Source organism: Maribacter sp., from assembly GCF_016744255.1.
Lineage (GTDB): Bacteria > Bacteroidota > Bacteroidia > Flavobacteriales > Flavobacteriaceae > Maribacter_B.
Map to the genome: position 1 here is coordinate 1 of NZ_JADGES010000009.1, position 17,887 is coordinate 17,887.

15 protein-coding genes are annotated in these 17,887 nt (G+C 33.3%); 12 read left to right on the forward strand and 3 right to left on the reverse strand.

The window, feature by feature from the left end; all coding sequences use genetic code 11:
• The 3 genes from QZZ51_RS02860 to cmk form a co-directional block, all read left to right on the forward strand.
• On the forward strand, nt 1-2,343 hold a 2,343-nt coding region (locus QZZ51_RS02860; protein WP_291865607.1), incomplete at its 5' end, for a T9SS type A sorting domain-containing protein.
• Between the two features lie 212 nt (nt 2,344-2,555).
• The gene (lon, locus tag QZZ51_RS02865; protein WP_291865610.1) at nt 2,556-5,006 is read left to right on the forward strand and encodes an endopeptidase La; all 2,451 of its coding nucleotides are present in this window, start codon (nt 2,556-2,558) and stop codon (nt 5,004-5,006) included.
• 24 nt (nt 5,007-5,030) lie between these two features.
• Nucleotides 5,031-5,738 carry a (d)CMP kinase gene (gene cmk / locus QZZ51_RS02870; RefSeq protein ID WP_291865612.1) on the forward strand — a complete coding sequence of 236 codons (708 nt, stop codon included), beginning with the start codon at nt 5,031-5,033 and terminating at the stop codon, nt 5,736-5,738.
• 32 nt (nt 5,739-5,770) lie between these two features.
• Here the strand turns inward: cmk and QZZ51_RS02875 are convergent, their stop codons facing one another.
• Nucleotides 5,771-6,151 carry a LysM peptidoglycan-binding domain-containing protein gene (locus QZZ51_RS02875; protein WP_291865615.1) on the reverse strand — a complete coding sequence of 127 codons (381 nt, stop codon included), beginning with the start codon at nt 6,149-6,151 and terminating at the stop codon, nt 5,771-5,773.
• A gap of 262 nt (nt 6,152-6,413) precedes the next feature.
• Between QZZ51_RS02875 and rpsA the strand changes: the two genes are divergently transcribed.
• The 9 genes from rpsA (at nt 6,414) to QZZ51_RS02920 (ending at nt 15,399) form a co-directional block, all read left to right on the forward strand.
• Entirely contained in the window at nt 6,414-8,243 is a 1,830-nt protein-coding gene (rpsA, locus tag QZZ51_RS02880; RefSeq protein ID WP_291865618.1) for a 30S ribosomal protein S1, read from the forward strand.
• Between the two features lie 180 nt (nt 8,244-8,423).
• On the forward strand, nt 8,424-8,963 hold the full coding sequence (gene pyrR, locus QZZ51_RS02885) for a bifunctional pyr operon transcriptional regulator/uracil phosphoribosyltransferase PyrR (RefSeq protein WP_291865621.1): 540 nt from the start codon (nt 8,424-8,426) through the stop codon (nt 8,961-8,963).
• A 3-nt stretch (nt 8,964-8,966) separates the two neighbouring features.
• Entirely contained in the window at nt 8,967-9,893 is a 927-nt protein-coding gene (locus QZZ51_RS02890) for an aspartate carbamoyltransferase catalytic subunit (protein WP_291865624.1), read from the forward strand.
• Between the two features lie 2 nt (nt 9,894-9,895).
• Nucleotides 9,896-10,228 (forward strand): ribonuclease Z, encoded by a 333-nt coding sequence (locus tag QZZ51_RS02895; protein WP_291865626.1) that lies wholly within the window; start codon nt 9,896-9,898, stop codon nt 10,226-10,228.
• A gap of 6 nt (nt 10,229-10,234) precedes the next feature.
• Nucleotides 10,235-11,140 (forward strand): ribonuclease Z, encoded by a 906-nt coding sequence (locus QZZ51_RS02900; RefSeq protein ID WP_291865710.1) that lies wholly within the window; start codon nt 10,235-10,237, stop codon nt 11,138-11,140.
• A gap of 78 nt (nt 11,141-11,218) precedes the next feature.
• A complete protein-coding gene (gene pdxH, locus QZZ51_RS02905; RefSeq protein WP_291865629.1) occupies nt 11,219-11,866 on the forward strand; it encodes a pyridoxamine 5'-phosphate oxidase in 648 nt (215 codons plus the stop codon).
• A 76-nt stretch (nt 11,867-11,942) separates the two neighbouring features.
• Nucleotides 11,943-12,431, forward strand: a complete 489-nt coding sequence (locus tag QZZ51_RS02910; protein WP_291865630.1) for a histidine phosphatase family protein — start codon at nt 11,943-11,945, stop codon at nt 12,429-12,431.
• Nucleotides 12,428-14,494, forward strand: coding sequence for a polyphosphate kinase 1 (ppk1, locus tag QZZ51_RS02915; RefSeq protein ID WP_291865632.1), 2,067 nt, complete (start codon nt 12,428-12,430; stop codon nt 14,492-14,494). The genes QZZ51_RS02910 and ppk1 overlap by 4 nt, the downstream gene beginning before the upstream one ends.
• An 11-nt stretch (nt 14,495-14,505) precedes the next feature.
• Nucleotides 14,506-15,399, forward strand: coding sequence for an exopolyphosphatase (locus QZZ51_RS02920; RefSeq protein ID WP_291865635.1), 894 nt, complete (start codon nt 14,506-14,508; stop codon nt 15,397-15,399).
• Between the two features lie 7 nt (nt 15,400-15,406).
• On the opposite strand, the gene QZZ51_RS02925 is transcribed toward QZZ51_RS02920, so the two are convergent.
• Both QZZ51_RS02925 and QZZ51_RS02930 read right to left on the reverse strand, forming a co-directional pair.
• Nucleotides 15,407-15,988 (reverse strand): tRNA-(ms[2]io[6]A)-hydroxylase, encoded by a 582-nt coding sequence (locus tag QZZ51_RS02925; RefSeq protein ID WP_291865638.1) that lies wholly within the window; start codon nt 15,986-15,988, stop codon nt 15,407-15,409.
• A gap of 78 nt (nt 15,989-16,066) precedes the next feature.
• A complete protein-coding gene (locus QZZ51_RS02930) occupies nt 16,067-17,869 on the reverse strand; it encodes a DNA polymerase III subunit gamma/tau (protein ID WP_291865641.1) in 1,803 nt (600 codons plus the stop codon).
• Nucleotides 17,870-17,887: the final 18 nt, after the last annotated feature.

Consider the following 17,887-nt stretch of genomic DNA (forward strand, 5'->3'; position numbering starts at 1 on the left):
TTAGAATCGGAAGAAGGTTGCTCGGTTGCCATAGATGTTACAATCAACCAAGTGGTTTGTGATGCTTCTACTCTTAGGGCAGAATGGGCCATAAATGGTACTTACATAGAGGCTCCTGATAATCTTCCTGTAACTATCAGTCTTAACGAAGGCGATAATGTTCGTCTTAGTATGGTTCCTAACGGAATACCATTTACAATATCTAAAGATGGCAACCAAGTCTATAGTGGCCAAGGAGATTACGTATTAGGTTTGGCAGACAATACAGATAATGGTTCTTATATTTTAACTGCACAAAATGGTTGCTCTACAGCCATTACACTTAATGTAATTGCTACGGTATGTGATGCTTTTACCATGAAAGCGGAATGGACCTTAGATGGTGGTACTACTTATAACGAAGCGCTAGACGAACAAGCGGTTACCGTTCCATCTAGCACAGGGGATACTGTTTTTCTTAGTATGGTTCCTAATGAGGTAAATTTTACGATTACTTATAACGGAGCAGAAATATATAATGGTAGAGGAGATTATAGCTTGGGAGAGGTAACAACAGCTAATTCGGGCAGCTATACCATTAATGCTGTAAATGGTTGTTCTACAACCATAAATTTGACTGTAGCAGAAGAATTAGATCCTTGCTTACCCGAACGTTCTATTCCTGAATATAGAATAAATGGAGACTGGCAAAGTGGTTCAAATGAATTAAGTTTGGAGTTAGGAACGTCCTTAATGTTGAGTATGTTGCCTAATGATTTAAGTGTGTCCATTACATTACCTAATGGCGATATTGTTGGAGATAATTATAATTTGGGTAATATAGATTCTTCAGATTCTGGAGTTTATATCGTAACATCAGGCGAGGGTTGTTCTACAACAATAGATTTGACTGTAACGGGAGAGTTAGATCCCTGTTTACCTGAACGTTCTATTCCTGAATATAGAATAAATGGAGACTGGCAAAGTGGTTCAAATGAATTGAATTTGGAGTTAGGAACGTCCTTAATGTTGAGCATGTTGCCTAATGATTTAAGTGTGTCCATTACATTACCTAATGGCGATATTGTTGGGGATAATTATAATTTGGGCAATATAGATTCTTCAGATTCTGGAGTTTATACTATAACATCAGGCGAAGGTTGTTCTACCACTATTACTTTAAATGCAGCAGGTCTTGTTTGCGATGCAACCACCATGAGAGCAGAATGGTCTTTAGATGGAGGAAGTGCTTATAGTACAGCGCCAGATAATTTACCTTTAGCGGTTAATGCATCAATAGGGGACAATGTATTCTTAGGTATGCAACCAAACGGTATTGCTTTTTCCGTTTCGTATAATGGAATAGAAGTTTATACGGGAACAGGAGATTATGAACTAGGAAATGTAACGACAGCTAATTCTGGTGATTATATCATCAATGCTGTTAATGGTTGTTCTACCACTATTACCTTAAATGTTACTGATACTGGTAGTAATTGTTCGGAAACTAGCATTATTCCAGAATATAGAGTAGATGGGGTATGGGAAAGTGGATTAAACGATTTACAACTTACTAAAGGAACAGCATTAATGTTAAGTATGTTACCTAATGGGGTAGGGGTAAGTATAGAATTGCCCAATGGAGAAATTGTTGGAGATAATTATAATTTAGGAGGTATAGATGTATTGGATGAAGGGCTTTACGTATTAACATCTTCGGAAGGTTGTAGTACGACAATAAATTTGGTCGTTACTGATACTAGTAGTAATTGTTCGGAAACTAGCATTATTCCAGAATATAGAGTAGATGGGGCATGGGAAAGTGGATTAAACAATTTACAACTTACTAAAGGAACAGCATTAATGTTAAGTATGTTACCTAATGGGGTAGGGGTAAGTATAGAGTTGCCTAATGGAGAAATTGTTGGAGATAATTATAATTTAGGAAGCATAGAAGCTTCGGATGGAGGGCTTTACGTATTAACATCTTCTGAAGGTTGTTCTACAACAATTACTTTAAATGTTCTTGAAGAATTAACACTTAAATTAAATAGTACTACGTTTCAGAATGGCTTATCAATAGATTCGAGGCTGGACGATCAGACAGTAAATAGTAAAAATGTATCTATTTACCCAAACCCAACTAAAGGAGAATTAAATTTAGATTTAAGGAATAAGCCTAATGAAGCTTTAGATGTAAGAGTGGTAAACGCAAGCGGACAAGTAGTTTACTTTATAATGTATAACACGAACCATGAAGCTATAGAAAATATAGATTTAAGTGGTTTAACAGAAGGGATTTATCATATAGTCGTGGAAGGAGTTGATTTTAAAGTTTCTAAATCTGTAATTGTAAAGAAATAAATCTTTTACATTTAATTTAAAAGCAAAACCCTTTCTAGAATTCTAGAAAGGGTTTTGCTTTTAATCTAATTGGCACAACAATTGTCTTTATAAAAGGTATAGAATACGATGAGGATTGTAAAGCTAATAAATTCAGTGCTTTGCAAATTATTTTAATAATTAGATAAAAAAGGATTCTGTTACTTTAGTGACAGAATGACCGAAATAAGTATATGGGAGATTCCAAATTTTCAAATTTTGACAATATGTCTTTGCATAGTATAGATGAGGATTCTGAGTTAATACCTTTATTAACGCCAGAAGATGAAGAAAAAATGAATAGCGAAGGCTTGCCAGAAACGTTACCAATATTGCCTTTACGTAATACGGTATTGTTTCCGGGCGTTGTTGTTCCAATTACAGCGGGTAGAGACAAATCTATTCAATTAATAAAAGATGCAAATAACGGCTCTAAAGTTATTGGGGTTGTTTCTCAAAAGAATGAGGAAACAGAAGACCCAGGAATTGATGATATTAATACGCTAGGTACTGTTGCGAAAATATTAAGAGTGCTAAAAATGCCAGATGGTAATACTACTGTAATTATCCAAGGTAAAAAAAGATTCGAAATAGCAGAAGTGCTAACTAAAGAGCCTTATTTTACGGCTACTGTAAGAGAAACGAAAGAAGAAAGAGGAGATCAAGAAAGTTCAGAATTTTTAGCTATTATTGAGTCTATAAAAGAGTTGGCGCTTAAGATTATTAGAGATAATCCAAATATTCCAAGCGAAGCTTCTTTTGCTATTAAAAATATTCAAAGCGATTCATTTTTAATCAATTTTGTTTCTTCAAATCTAAATTTAGATGTAAAAGCTAAACAAGAATTATTAGAGATAGGTAATTTAAAGGAGAGAGCATTATCTACTTTAAAGTATATGAATGTTGAACTTCAAAAGTTGGAGTTAAAGAATGATATTCAGTCTAAAGTTCGCAACGATTTAGATAAACAGCAACGCGAGTATTTTTTACATCAACAAATGAAAACCATCCAAGAAGAATTAGGAGGAGTTTCTTATGATGAAGAAATTCATGAAATGCGCGAGAAGGCAAAAACGAAGAAATGGAATAAAATAGTAGGGGAACATTTTGATAAGGAGTTGGCCAAAATGCAACGTATGAATCCGCAAGTGGCAGAATATTCCATTCAAAGAAATTATTTAGACTTGTTTTTGGATTTGCCTTGGGACGAATTTTCAAAAGATAAGTTCGATTTAAAACGAGCTCAGAAAATTTTAGATCGGGATCATTATGGTTTAGAAGATGTTAAGAAAAGAATTATTGAATATCTAGCTGTTTTAAAGCTTAGAAACGATATGAAATCTCCTATTCTTTGTCTTTATGGCCCTCCAGGTGTAGGTAAAACATCCTTAGGGAAGTCTGTTGCAGAAGCTTTAGGAAGAGAATATGTTAGGATTTCATTAGGAGGATTGCGAGATGAAGCAGAAATAAGAGGACATAGAAAAACCTACATAGGTGCAATGCCTGGTAGAATTATTCAGAGTTTAAAAAAGGCAGGAACTTCTAATCCTGTATTTATTTTAGATGAAATAGATAAATTATCTAATAGTAATCAAGGAGATCCGTCTTCTGCTATGTTAGAAGTTTTAGATCCTGAGCAGAATAGCGAGTTTTACGATAATTTTTTAGAAATGGGGTACGATCTTTCTAAAGTTATGTTTATTGCAACAGCAAATAATTTAGGGTCTATTCAGCCTGCTTTAAGGGATAGAATGGAGATTATTAATGTTACTGGCTATACTATAGAAGAGAAGGTAGAAATAGCAAAAAAACATTTGTTGCCTAAGCAATTAAAAGAGCATGGTTTGTCCGATAAGCATTTAAAAATTGGAAAACCGCAATTAGAGAAAATTGTAGAAGGCTATACGCGTGAATCTGGAGTTCGTTCTTTAGAAAAGCAAATAGCCAAAATGGTGCGCTATGCAGCAAAAAATATTGCAACAGAGGAAGAGTATAATATTAAGATAGGGAATGATGATGTTGAAGAGGTATTAGGTATTCCTAGATTAGAAAGAGATAAATACGAGAATAATGATGTTGCTGGTGTAGTTACAGGTTTAGCTTGGACAAGCGTTGGGGGCGATATTTTATTTATAGAATCTATTTTATCCAAAGGTAAAGGAACTTTAAATATTACAGGAAACTTAGGTAAGGTAATGAAGGAGTCTGCAACTATAGCTATGGAGTATATTAAATCTAATGCAGATGTATTTGGGATAGATACAGATATTTTTGATAAATATAATGTGCATATACACGTACCAGAAGGTGCAACTCCAAAAGATGGTCCAAGTGCAGGTATAACCATGTTAACTTCTTTGGTTTCTTTATTTACGCAACGTAAAGTAAAGAAGAGTCTAGCCATGACTGGTGAAATAACTTTAAGGGGTAAAGTTTTACCTGTAGGCGGAATAAAAGAGAAAATTTTAGCAGCAAAAAGAGCGCGTATAAAAGAGATTATTTTATGCGAAGCTAATAAAAAAGATATTCTGGAAATTAAAGAAAGCTATCTAAAAGGATTAACTTTCCATTATGTTACAGATATGCATGAGGTTATAGAATTAGCGCTAACTAAAACTAAAGTTAAAAATGCTAAAAAATTATAATGTTTCTCACTTAAAATATATGAAATGATAAAGATTACCATTGCAATAGATGGTTATTCATCTACTGGGAAAAGTACTATAGCAAAGCAATTAGCTAAAGCTTTAGAGTATATATATGTAGACACTGGTGCTATGTATAGGGCTGTGACTTTATTTGCTATGCGTAAGGGTTTTGTTGGTGGTTTGGAAGAGGATATTACTTCGCTCTGCGATGATTTATCGAAAATTGAGCTACGTTTTAAATACAATGAGGCTCTAGGATTTTCAGAAATGTATTTAAACAATGAGAATGTAGAAAAAGCTATTCGTACTTTAGAAGTCTCTAAAAATGTTAGTAGAGTTGCAGAGTTGCAAAAAGTAAGAGAAATGCTTGTGCAAATACAGCAAGAGATGGGTAAGAGTAAAGGAATTGTTATGGACGGCCGGGATATAGGTACTGTAGTTTTTCCAGATGCAGAGCTAAAGGTTTTTATGACAGCTTCTGCCGACAAAAGGGCCTATAGAAGATATAAGGAGCTGCTCGATAAAGGAGAAAAGGTTTCTTATGAAGAGGTTCTTAAAAATGTAGAAAGTAGAGATTATATAGATTCGCACCGAGAACATTCTCCGTTACGAAAAGCAGAAGGAGCTATAGAGTTTGATAATAGTGATATGGGCTTAGAAGAACAGTTTGAACGAATGTATAATTTTGCATTAAGGATAATAGATAAAAATAAAAAGGACGCTAATTAGCGTCCTTTTTTTATAAAAGTAATTTTACTTTACTACAAGTTAGGAATTACTAATTCCTGGTCTGGATGAATAACATCAGGGTTTTTTAAAACACCAGTATTAGCGGCAAATATCTCTTTGTACTTCATTGCATCACCATAATAATGTTTTGCAATTTTACTTAAAGATTCTCCGCCTTTAACAGTATGTCTGTGGTAAACAGAGCTATCAGTAACAGAAATATTAGCTTTAATATCGCTAGCATTTTCACCACCTAATTCTTTAATTTTATCCCATAATAAGTTTTTCTCGTATGGAGTATTTGCTTCACCTTTTATCTTTAGGATGCCACCTTCTTCCGATACATCACCATTTTTAATTCCTAATTGCTCACCTAGGCTTAATACGCCTTGGTATTTTGCTTTAACACTCATAATAATTTTTTTAAACGGTTAATATTTATAGCTCAATATACTAATAAATAGCAGAAGAGAACCCATTAATAAACTTAATTCTGTATTAAATATTTTGTATATTATGAAAAGGTTGGTAAAATCGTAAATAAATAGTATTTTTGCACACCTTTTTTACAAAGAAATAAGAGGAAAAGGGAATCGAATAAACATAAATATAACAGCTTCTGTGATAATTGTTTAACTCTTATTCTATTCATAGAATACAAATTTAAATCTTCAAATGGCTGAAGAAAAAGCAAACGTTCCTGCAGAAGAAACTGTAGTAGCACAAGAAACAAAGGTGGAAACACCAGTACAGGATCCTAAAGAATTTTTAGAAAATTTCAATTGGGAAAAGTACGAACAAGGAATAGAAAAAGTTGAAGACTCTAAATTAGAAGAGTTTGAAAAACTTGTTTCCGAAAATTTCGTTGATACTGCAGATGAAGAGGTTGTAGAGGGTACCGTAGTGTATTTGACCGATCGTGAAGCAATTATTGATATTAACGCCAAATCAGAAGGTGTCATCTCTTTAAATGAATTTAGATACAATCCAGATTTAAAAGTAGGTGACAAGGTTGAAGTATTAATCGATATCCGTGAAGATAAAAGTGGTCAGTTAGTTCTTTCTCATAGAAAGGCAAGAACAATCATGGCTTGGGATAGAGTTAATGCTGCACATGATAATGAAGAAATCGTTAGTGGTTTTGTTAAGTGTAGAACTAAAGGTGGTATGATTGTAGATGTTTTCGGAATCGAAGCATTCTTACCAGGTTCTCAGATAGATGTTAAGCCAATCCGTGATTACGATCAGTATGTAAACAAAACAATGGAATTCAAGGTGGTGAAAATTAACCATGAATTTAAAAACGTTGTAGTTTCTCATAAAGCGTTAATCGAGGCTGATATTGAAGAACAGAAAAAAGAAATCATTGGTCAATTAGAAAAAGGACAAGTATTAGAAGGTGTTGTTAAAAACATTACTTCTTACGGTGTGTTTATTGATCTTGGTGGTGTTGATGGTTTAGTGCATATTACAGATCTTTCTTGGAGTAGAATTAATCATCCAAATGAGGTTGTAGAATTAGACCAAAAATTAAACGTTGTAATTTTAGACTTTGATGAAAACAAATCTAGAATTCAATTAGGTCTTAAGCAATTAGAGAAGCACCCATGGGAAGCTTTATCTGATGAAATTAAGATTGGAGATAAAGTAAAAGGTAAAGTTGTTGTAATCGCTGATTACGGTGCATTTATCGAAGTTGTAGAAGGTGTTGAAGGATTAATTCACGTTTCAGAGATGTCATGGTCTACACACTTACGTTCTGCGCAAGATTTCGTAAAAGTTGGTGATGAAGTTGAAGCAGTTGTTTTAACTCTAGATAGAGATGATCGTAAGATGTCTCTTGGTATTAAGCAATTAACTCCAGATCCTTGGACAGATATTACTACTAAATATCCTGTAGGTTCTAAGCATAGTGGAATTGTAAGAAACTTTACAAACTTTGGTGTGTTTGTTGAATTAGAAGAAGGTATTGACGGACTTATTTATATTTCTGATTTATCTTGGACTAAGAAAATTAAGCACCCATCAGAATTTGTTACTGTAGGTGACAAATTAGAAGTGGAAGTATTAGAGTTAGATGTGGAAGGTCGTAAATTAAGTTTAGGGCACAAACAAACTACAGATAACCCTTGGGACAAGTATGAAGCTGAATTTGCTTTAGATACAGTTCATAAGGCAACTATCGCTGATATTGTTGATAAAGGAGCTACAATAGAATTCAACGAAGATATCGTTGCTTTTGTACCGCAACGTCATTTAGAGAAAGAAGATGGTAAAAAATTAGGCAAAGGAGACGAGGCTGAATTTAAAATCATTGAATTCAATAAAGACTTTAAGCGCGTAGTTGCAAGTCACACTGCAATCTTTAGAGAAGAAGAGAAACGTAATGTAAAAGCTGCTGTTAAGAGACAGTCTGCTGCTGCTGATGAAGCTAAACCAACTTTAGGGGATGCTAATGAGGCTTTACAAGCGTTAAAAGATAAAATGGAAGGTAAAACTAAATAGTAACTTTCTTAATATTCTTAATCTGCCTTGGTAGATTTTAAAAAGCCTGGACTTATGTTCAGGCTTTTTTATGTTTTAATTTTTTTTCTAGATAAATTCAAAACAGTAGCGGAATAAATATCTTTTTCTTTGATGATAATTCCCTATTTTTGTAATTCAAAAGAGTATAGGATTTAATGCATGAGTAAAAAAGTTCTACTTTCCTCAAAAGAAATAAATATCATCCTACATCGATTAGCTTGCCAGCTTCTTGAAAGTCATTTAGATTTTACAAATACCGTTTTAATAGGAATTCAGCCAAGAGGTAAATATTTGGCAGACCGACTTACTAAAATTCTCTGCGATGAATATGGGGTTAAGAAAATAGACTTGGGTTATTTAGATATAACATTCTATAGGGATGACTTTAGAAGGGGAGATAAAACCTTAGAGGCTACAAAAACTAAGATTGATTTTTTAATAGAAGATAAAAAAGTAGTTTTGATTGATGATGTTTTGTATACAGGAAGAAGTATAAGAGCAGCATTAACTGCTATTCAGAGTTTTGGTAGACCTTCAGAAATAGAATTACTAGCCCTAATTGATCGTAGATTTAGTAGACATTTGCCCATCCAACCTAATTATCGAGGAAGGCAAGTAGACGCTATTAATGATGAAAAAGTGCAAGTAATGTGGGAGGAAAACGACGGTAAAGACATTGTATATTTAATAAATAAATAAGAAATGAGCGAATTAAGTGTAAATCACTTACTAGGAATAAAATATCTAAAAGAAGAGGATATTCAACTCATTTTTGAAACTGCGGATCATTTTAAAGAAGTAATTAATAGATCTATAAAAAAAGTACCTTCTTTAAGAGATATAAATATTGCTAATGTATTTTTTGAGAACAGCACTAGAACAAAACTTTCTTTTGAGTTGGCAGAGAAAAGACTATCTGCAGATGTTATTAATTTCTCTGCAGGGCAATCTTCAGTAAAAAAAGGAGAAACGTTAATAGATACGGTGAACAATATTTTATCTATGAAAGTAGATATGGTTGTTATGCGCCATCCTAATCCTGGAGCGGGAATCTTTTTGGCAAAACATGTAAAAGCAGCCATAATAAATGCTGGTGATGGAGCACATGAACACCCAACACAAGCTTTGTTAGACACGTTTTCTATTCGAGAAAAATTTGGAGATGTTGCAGGGAAAAATGTAGTTATAGTTGGCGATATTTTGCACTCTAGGGTAGCGCTATCTAATATATTTGCTTTAAAGCTTCTTGGGGCAAACGTTAAGGTTTGTGGTCCTAAAACTTTGATTCCAAAACATATAGCGTCGTTAGGTGTAGAAGTAGAGACTAATCTAAGAAAAGCTCTAAATTGGTGCGATGTTGCCAATATGTTGCGTATTCAGAATGAAAGATTAGATATTAGCTATTTTCCGACTACAAGAGAATATACACAGCAATATGGAGTTAATAAATCCCTATTGAATAGTTTAGATAAAGAAATAGTAATTATGCACCCTGGTCCAATTAATCGTGGCGTAGAAATAACTAGTGACGTAGCAGATTCTAAGCAATCTATAATTCTGAATCAAGTAGAGAATGGGGTAGCCATTCGTATGGCGGTAATTTACTTATTGGCTTCAAAAATAAAATAAGCATGATACTTACTAAAGAAGGAAATACAACCATTGTATTTCAAGAAAATATAGCACTCTCTGTGTTCTTAGATAATTTGAATAAAGAGTATTCCAAAATAGATAAGGATAACATTATTGTAAATCTTTTTTCGTTCGAAGAGTTAACGGCAAATGATATTTTAGAATTTATGCAATTGTCTAATGCACATAGAGCATCTAAAAAATCTTTTGTTTTAGTTACGGCAAAAGTGTCTTATGATGATGCTCCAGAGGAACTATGTGTGGTTCCTACAATACAAGAAGCAAAAGATATTATTGAAATGGAAGAAATAGAAAGAGATCTTGATTTGTAGAAGATGATAAAACTAACCATACTTGGTTGTTATGCGGCTACTCCTAGAACCTTAACAAATCCTACATCTCAATTATTAGAGATTAAAAATCATATGTTTTTAATAGATTGTGGAGAGGGGACACAGGTGCAACTTAGAAAGCATAAGATTAAATTTTCTAGAATAAATCACATTTTTATTTCTCACTTGCATGGAGATCATTTCTTTGGGTTACCAGGGTTAGTGTCTACTTTTAGGCTATTGGGACGCGAGAAAGAATTACATGTTCATGGTCCAAAGGGAATAAAAGAAGCAATAACACTACTTTTAAAGCTAGGAGATTCTTGGACAAATTACAATCTATATTTTCATGAAATTACATCGAAGGAGTCTGTTTTAATTTATGAAGATGATAAGGTTACTGTAAGCACAATTCCATTATCGCATAGAATATATACCAATGGTTTTTTGTTTCAAGAAAAAGTGGGGCTACGAAAATTAAATGTAGAAGCTGTCGAAAAGTATAAGGTAGACAAAGCGTATTATCAAAATATAAAAAACGGAAAAGATGTTGTTTTAGATTCGGGAGAACGTATTCCAAATTCAGAGTTATCATTAGATCCGGCTGCTCCTAAAAGTTATGCTTTTTGTAGTGATACGGCATATAAGCCAGATATTGTTCCTATAATAAAAAATGCAACGGCTTTATACCATGAGTCTACCTTTTTAGATACGGAAGGGAGTTTAGCAGTTAAAACAAAACATTCTACAGCAAAGGAAGCTGCAGAAATTGCTAAAGCTGCAGCCGTTAAAACTCTTGTTTTGGGGCATTATTCTACACGTTATAAATCTATAGATTTGTTTAAAACGGAAGCCGAAGAAATTTTTGCTAATGTTAAGTTGGCAAAGGACGGTAGAGTGTTCGAGTTTTAATATAAATATCAGTTCTAATTTTTTCATTGTCCTATCTTTTGTAGACCTTTGTGTATCTTGTAAAAAGATTAAATAACTATGCAAAAAGACTTAGGTAATTATAGAAAATCATACGAAAAGAGTGCACTTGAGGAGGGTTCTATTTCAGATAATCCGATGGAGGTTTTTCAGAAATGGTTTTATGAAGTAGAAGAATCTAAAGGAGTTGATGAGGCTAATGCAATGACAGTATCAACTGTTGGGTTTGATGGTTACCCGAAAAATAGAGTGGTACTTTTAAAAAAGTATACGTATGAGGGTTTTATTTTTTATACCAATTACAATAGTGAAAAAGGGAAAGCAATCTCTAATAACCCTAATGTGTGTTTATCTTTCTTTTGGCCTAATTTAGAACGTCAAATAATTATTAAAGGCAAGGCAGAAAAGATAGCAGAAAACTTATCGGATGGTTATTTTGAGTCTCGCCCAGACGGTAGTAAGTTGGGAGCTATTGTATCAGAACAAAGTAGTGTTATTGCTTCTAGAGAAGTGTTAGAAAATGATTTAAAAAATCTAGAGGAAGAATATAAAAACAAAGAAATTAATCGCCCGGAACATTGGGGTGGCTATATAGTTAAACCAGTTTCCATGGAATTTTGGCAAGGAAGGCCTAATAGGCTACACGACAGAATACGTTTTGAGTTGCAAGAAGATTTTAATTGGAAAATAGACCGCCTAGCTCCATAATAGATTTAGAAAAGGTTTTGTGTATTTTATATGTTGTCCAGTGATATTTTCAGAATCCAAATAAATATATCTATAGATGAAGCATCTTATTTTAGTTAGACACGGAAAATCTTCTTGGGAATATTCTGTAAATGATATCGATAGGCCATTGAAGGAGAGAGGTGTTAATGATGCTTTTTTGGTGAGCGATATGCTGAGTAAGCAGAATCTAGAAATAGATTTTAGTTTTTCTAGCCCAGCGAATAGAGCTTTGCATACGGGAATGATTTTTCTAAGGCAATTAGGGATTGGTTTTTCTAAATTTCAGATAACCAATGATTTGTATGATTTTTCTGGAGAAAGCACAATATCATTCATTAAAAACCTAGATAATAAATTAAATACGGTATTAATTTTTGGGCATAATTATGCCTTTACGCATATTGCTAATTCTTTAGGAAATACCTATATTGATAACGTTCCAACGAGTGGGTTGGTACATTTAAGTTTTAATGAAGATAGTTGGTCTTGTATAACAAAAGGGCTAACAAAACAAATTTTTTCCCCAAAGCAATTAAAAGTATGATAAAAAATAAGAATCAATATATAAATAGAGAAATTAGTTGGTTGTTATTTAATGAGCGTGTGTTGCAAGAAAGTGCAGACCCTAAGGTTCCATTAATTGAAAGAATGCGATTTTTAGGTATTTTTTCTAATAACTTAGACGAATTTTTTAAAGTAAGATACGCAACCGTTAAGAGAATTTTTGAAGCAGGTAAAAAAGGAAAAAGTGTTCTTGGTGGACAAATAGCCAAAGATTTATTAGAAGAGATAACCAAGACAGTTATTTACCAGCAAACTAAAAGCCTTGGTATTCTTAAAAAGGTACAGGAAGAATTAGAAAAGCAGCATATTTTTGTTTTAAAGGAAACGGAGCTTAATGATAACCAAAAAGAGTTCGCTAAGGAATACTTTGTTCAAAAGGTTAGCCCGCAATTAATGACTATCATTTTAAGTGATGCTAATAAGTTTCCTACATTAAAAGATACAGCTGCTTATTTGGCGGTGAAAATGTTACTTAAAGAAGAAGATGGCGTTAAAATAAAAAGATTTGCTTTAATAGAGATCCCTAAAGGAATAGATCGTTTTGTAGTGCTCCCGAAAGAAGGAGAAAATGATTATATCATCATATTAGATGATTTAATTAGGTTCTGTTTAGATAGTATTTTTACCATGTTCGATTATGAGGCAATTTCGGCTCACATGATTAAGATAACAAGAGATGCGGAGTTAGATATTGATAATGACTTAAGTAAAAGTTTTATAGAGAAAATATCTTCTAGCGTAGAGCATCGAAAAATTAGTGATCCTGTACGTTTCGTTTATGATAAAAGTATAGGAGATGATACGTTGTCTTACTTAAAAGAAAAGATGGAAGTAGAAGACACAGATAGTGTTATTCCAGGAGGCCGTTATCATAATAGAAGAGATTATATGGGTTTTCCTAGTTTAGGAAGACAAGATTTACTTTACGATAAAATTACACCATTACCAATAAAAGGGCTTAATACAGAGGGAAGCATATTAGATTCCATTGCTAAAAAAGACTATTTACAATATACGCCTTACCATACTTTTTCTTATATCATTAAATTTTTAAGAGAAGCAGCGCTAGATCCAAAAGTAAAATCCATAAAGATTACAGTGTATAGATTGGCTAGCAATTCTCAAGTAGCAGCTTCTTTAATTAATGCGGTAAAAAATGGAAAACAAGTTACGGTTCAGATAGAGTTGCAAGCTCGTTTTGATGAGCAAGCAAACATTGAATATGCGGAGCAATTACAAGCAGAAGGAGTGAAATTAATTTTTGGTGTTCCTGGGTTAAAAGTGCACAGTAAAATATGTCTTGTAGAACGCGAAGAAGAGGAAGGAATAAAGCGCTATGGATTTATTAGTACGGGTAATTTTAATGAATCTACGGCCAAAATCTATACAGATTATACATTGTTCACGGCACACGATGGTATTTTAAAAGAACTAAATAAAGTTTTCGATTTTTTTGAAACTACCTATAAAATAAATAAGTACAAGCATTTAATAGTGTCCCCTCATTATACAAAGAGTACATTTTTAAAACTTATTGATGAAGAAATAGGGCATGCCAAATTGGGTAAAGATGCTTATATTAAAATAAAGATGAACAGTTTTACCTCTTATAAAATGATAGATAAGTTGTACGAGGCGAGTAACGCAGGAGTAAAAATACAGCTTATTATTAGGGGGATATGTTGTCTTATTCCAGGAGTTAAAGGAATGAGTGAAAATATAGAGGCTATAAGTGTAGTAGATAAATTTTTAGAGCATGCTAGGGTATTCGTTTTTGGTAACAATGGCGATTCTAAAGTGTATATATCTTCTGCAGATTGGATGACTCGTAATCTAGATAATAGAGTAGAAGTGGGCTGCCCTATTTATGATGAGGAAATTAAAAAAGAGATATTAGATACTTTTGATATTTCTTGGAATGATAGTGCGAAAGCACGCTTGTTTTCAGATAAGCAAGATAATGCATATAAGGTAAATAGTGATGAGTCTAGTCGGTCTCAATTTGCTAGTTATACTTATTATTTAGATAAGTTGAATTCTTAAAAAGAGAAAGATTGAAGGTTAGAAAATTTGCAGCAATAGATATAGGTTCTAATGCTATTCGTTTGTTAACTCATAATGTTATTGAGGAAAAAGGAAAAAAAACGCAGTTTAGAAAGAGTGCGCTGATTCGTGTTGCGGTTCGTTTAGGTGAGGATTCTTTTACTTTAGGGCAAATTTCAGAAAAGAATGTAGATAGAATGGTGAAATCCATGAAAGCTTTTAAGTTGTTAATGGAAGTTGCTGGTGTAGAAGAGTATAGAGCCTGTGCTACTTCTGCTATGCGAGAAGCTAAAAATGGGCAAGAAATAATAAATAAGATTAAAAAAGAAGCCAATATATCTATAGACTTAATAGATGGTAAAGAGGAAGCTAAGATAATAGCTTCGACAGATTTAAAAGATGTAATTAAAGAGGATCAGTCGTATTTGTACATAGATGTTGGTGGTGGTAGTACCGAGTTCACCATATTTACAAAAGGTAAAATTAAAATTTCTAAATCTTTTAAATTAGGTACGGTACGTTTGCTTAACGATATGGTTGGTGAAGATTTGTGGAATGATTTGCAGTCTTGGATTAAAACAAATACAGAAGGCTTATCTAAACTTTCTATAATAGGTTCCGGCGGGAATATAAACAAGTTGCATAAAATGTCTGGAAGAAAAGAAGGGCAGGCACTTTCTTGTATATGGCTGAATGCACAATATCATTTTCTAGATAGTTTATGTTATGATGATCGTATATCAGAGTTGGGTTTAAACCCAGATAGGGCAGATGTAATTATACCAGCCACACGTATCTTTCTTTCCGCTGCAAAATGGAGTGGCGCTAAGAAAATATACGTACCTAAAATAGGACTATCAGATGGTATTATAAAAACTTTGTATAATTCTAAGAAGAAAAGGTAAGGGTGTATTACCCATGAACCGTTTCTTTTGTGCCTAGATTTTTCATTATTTCGGCTTCATAAATAAGTAGGTCTTCCCATTTTTTATTTACTTCTTCGGTTTCCCCATATTGTCTTGCGAACTTTAGGAACATGGTATAGTGTCCTGCTTCACTTACCATTAATTTATGGTAAAATTCGGCCAGTTCTTTATCTTCTAATTCTTCCGATAAAAGTCTAAAACGTTCGCAGCTTCTGGCTTCAATTAAAGCAGCGTATAGTAGTCTGTGTACTAATTGTGTAGTACGGCTGCCTCCTTTTGGGAAAAACTTTATCAAAGCTAGAACGTATTGATCCTTGCGGTCTCTTCCTAGTGTTTTTCCGCGAGCAATAATACGGTCGTGTACCATTTTAAAGTGACCCATTTCTTCTCTAGAAAGAGCAATCATTTCTTTTATTAGTTCGGTATATTCAGGGAAAGAAACGATTAAAGATATAGCGGTGCTTGCTGCTTTTTGCTCACAATAAGCATGGTCGGTTAATATCTCGTCAATATTTTTTTCTACTATATTAACCCATCTTGGGTCTGTTGGTAATTTTAGTCCTAGCATAATCAATAATGGTATTTAATAAATGTACAGGAAAAGACTCTATTTTAAAACTGTAAAGTTACTTTTAGAATAATATGGTTAGTTAATATCCATATCAAATTCTTGACGTAAAAAGTCAACTACAGGGTTTTTTTGCCTTAATTTTTCGTATTTCTCTGCTGGGGTAAATGCAAATTTTGTTTCTGTAGTTTCGTTAACCGTAATCTTTAATTCAATGAAGTAATTATTTAATCTCTTTTTTAGATGCTCCATGAGTTCGTATTGCTCGCGCTCTACTTCTTTTTTCATTGTATCATTCGGCAACTCAATCCAGATGGTGGTTTCGTTTCTTAGTTTAGGAGTGTCTGCATTTAAATTGGAGGCTAATATTTTTTGTCCTTTTGCATCAATTACTTCTACGAATTCTGCCCATAGTTTTTGCATTTTTTCTTCCGGAAAAATATCTCTAGGTAATTCTGCCTCATCAATTGTATTATCCTTTCTATTTAGCTCATGCTCTTTTTTGGCTTTAAGGCTAGAAATGGATAAACCAGAAACTCTTTTTATAGGATTTTTTAAGTCTAATTTTTTATTTACAGTAGGAGTATTTACTTTAGGAATATGCTCTTCTGCTGCGTTAGTTACATTAGGAGTAATTGCTGTTTCTTTTGGGGTAACATTAGTCTCTGTAGGAGTTGTTTTTTCTTCCTCTAATTCAGAGGTTATCTCACTTTTTACTGTTTTAGGAGAAGAACCATTACTTTTAGCACGAAAAAAGGAAGCAGGAGCAATAAACTCGATGGTTTTATTGTGTAATGCTACGGATTCAGGATTTTTTTTTTCTCCATCAAAATTGATAGAGGATAATTTCATTAGAGTAAGTTCTACTAGTAACCGCTGATTTTTACTGGTTTTATACTTTAAATCACAATCATTAGCAATATCTAATGCTTGTAGTAAAAAGGAACTCGATGCCTTTTGCGATTGCTCTAGGTACTTCTTTTTAGTAACTTCCCCTACTTCTAACAAGGCAATAGTTTGTTGGTGTTGACAGACCATTAAATCTCTAAAATGTGAAGCTAAACCACTTATAAAATGATGGCCATCAAAACCTAAAGCTAGTGTTTTGTTAAACAAAACAAGGGTTTGCGGAATGTTGTGTTCTAATATATAATCGGTAGCAGAAAAGTAGGTGTCGTAATCTAATACGTTTAAATTTTCTGTAACGGCCTTTCTTGTTAATGTGTTTCCAGAGAAACTTACTACACGATCAAATATAGAAAGAGCATCTCTCATGGCTCCATCAGCTTTCTGAGCAATTATATGTAGCGCTTCTTCTTCTGCAGTAATACCTTGGTTTTCGGCTATATATTTTAAATATTCAGCAGCATCTTTAACGGTAATGCGTTTAAAATCGAATATTTGGCAACGAGACAAAATCGTTGGTATTATTTTGTGTTTTTCGGTAGTTGCTAGAATAAAAATAGCATGCTTGGGTGGCTCTTCTAGAGTTTTAAGAAAAGCATTAAACGCAGATTGCGAAAGCATGTGTACTTCATCAATAATATAAACTTTATATTTTCCAACCTGTGGAGGGATACGTACTTGGTCAATAAGGCTACGTATATCATCAACAGAGTTGTTAGATGCTGCATCTAGTTCAAAAATATTAAAAGCAAAATCTTCATCTGCTTTTTGGTTGTCGTCTTGGTTAATTTGTTTGGCTAATATTCTAGCACAAGTAGTTTTACCAACACCTCTAGGTCCGCAAAAAAGTAAAGCTTGGGCTAGATGGTTACTTTCTATAGCATGCAGCAAAGTATTGGTTATAGCTTGCTGGCCCACTACATCTTTAAATGTTTTAGGTCTATACTTACGTGCTGATACTATAAAGGGTTCCAAATACTATTTTTTATTAAA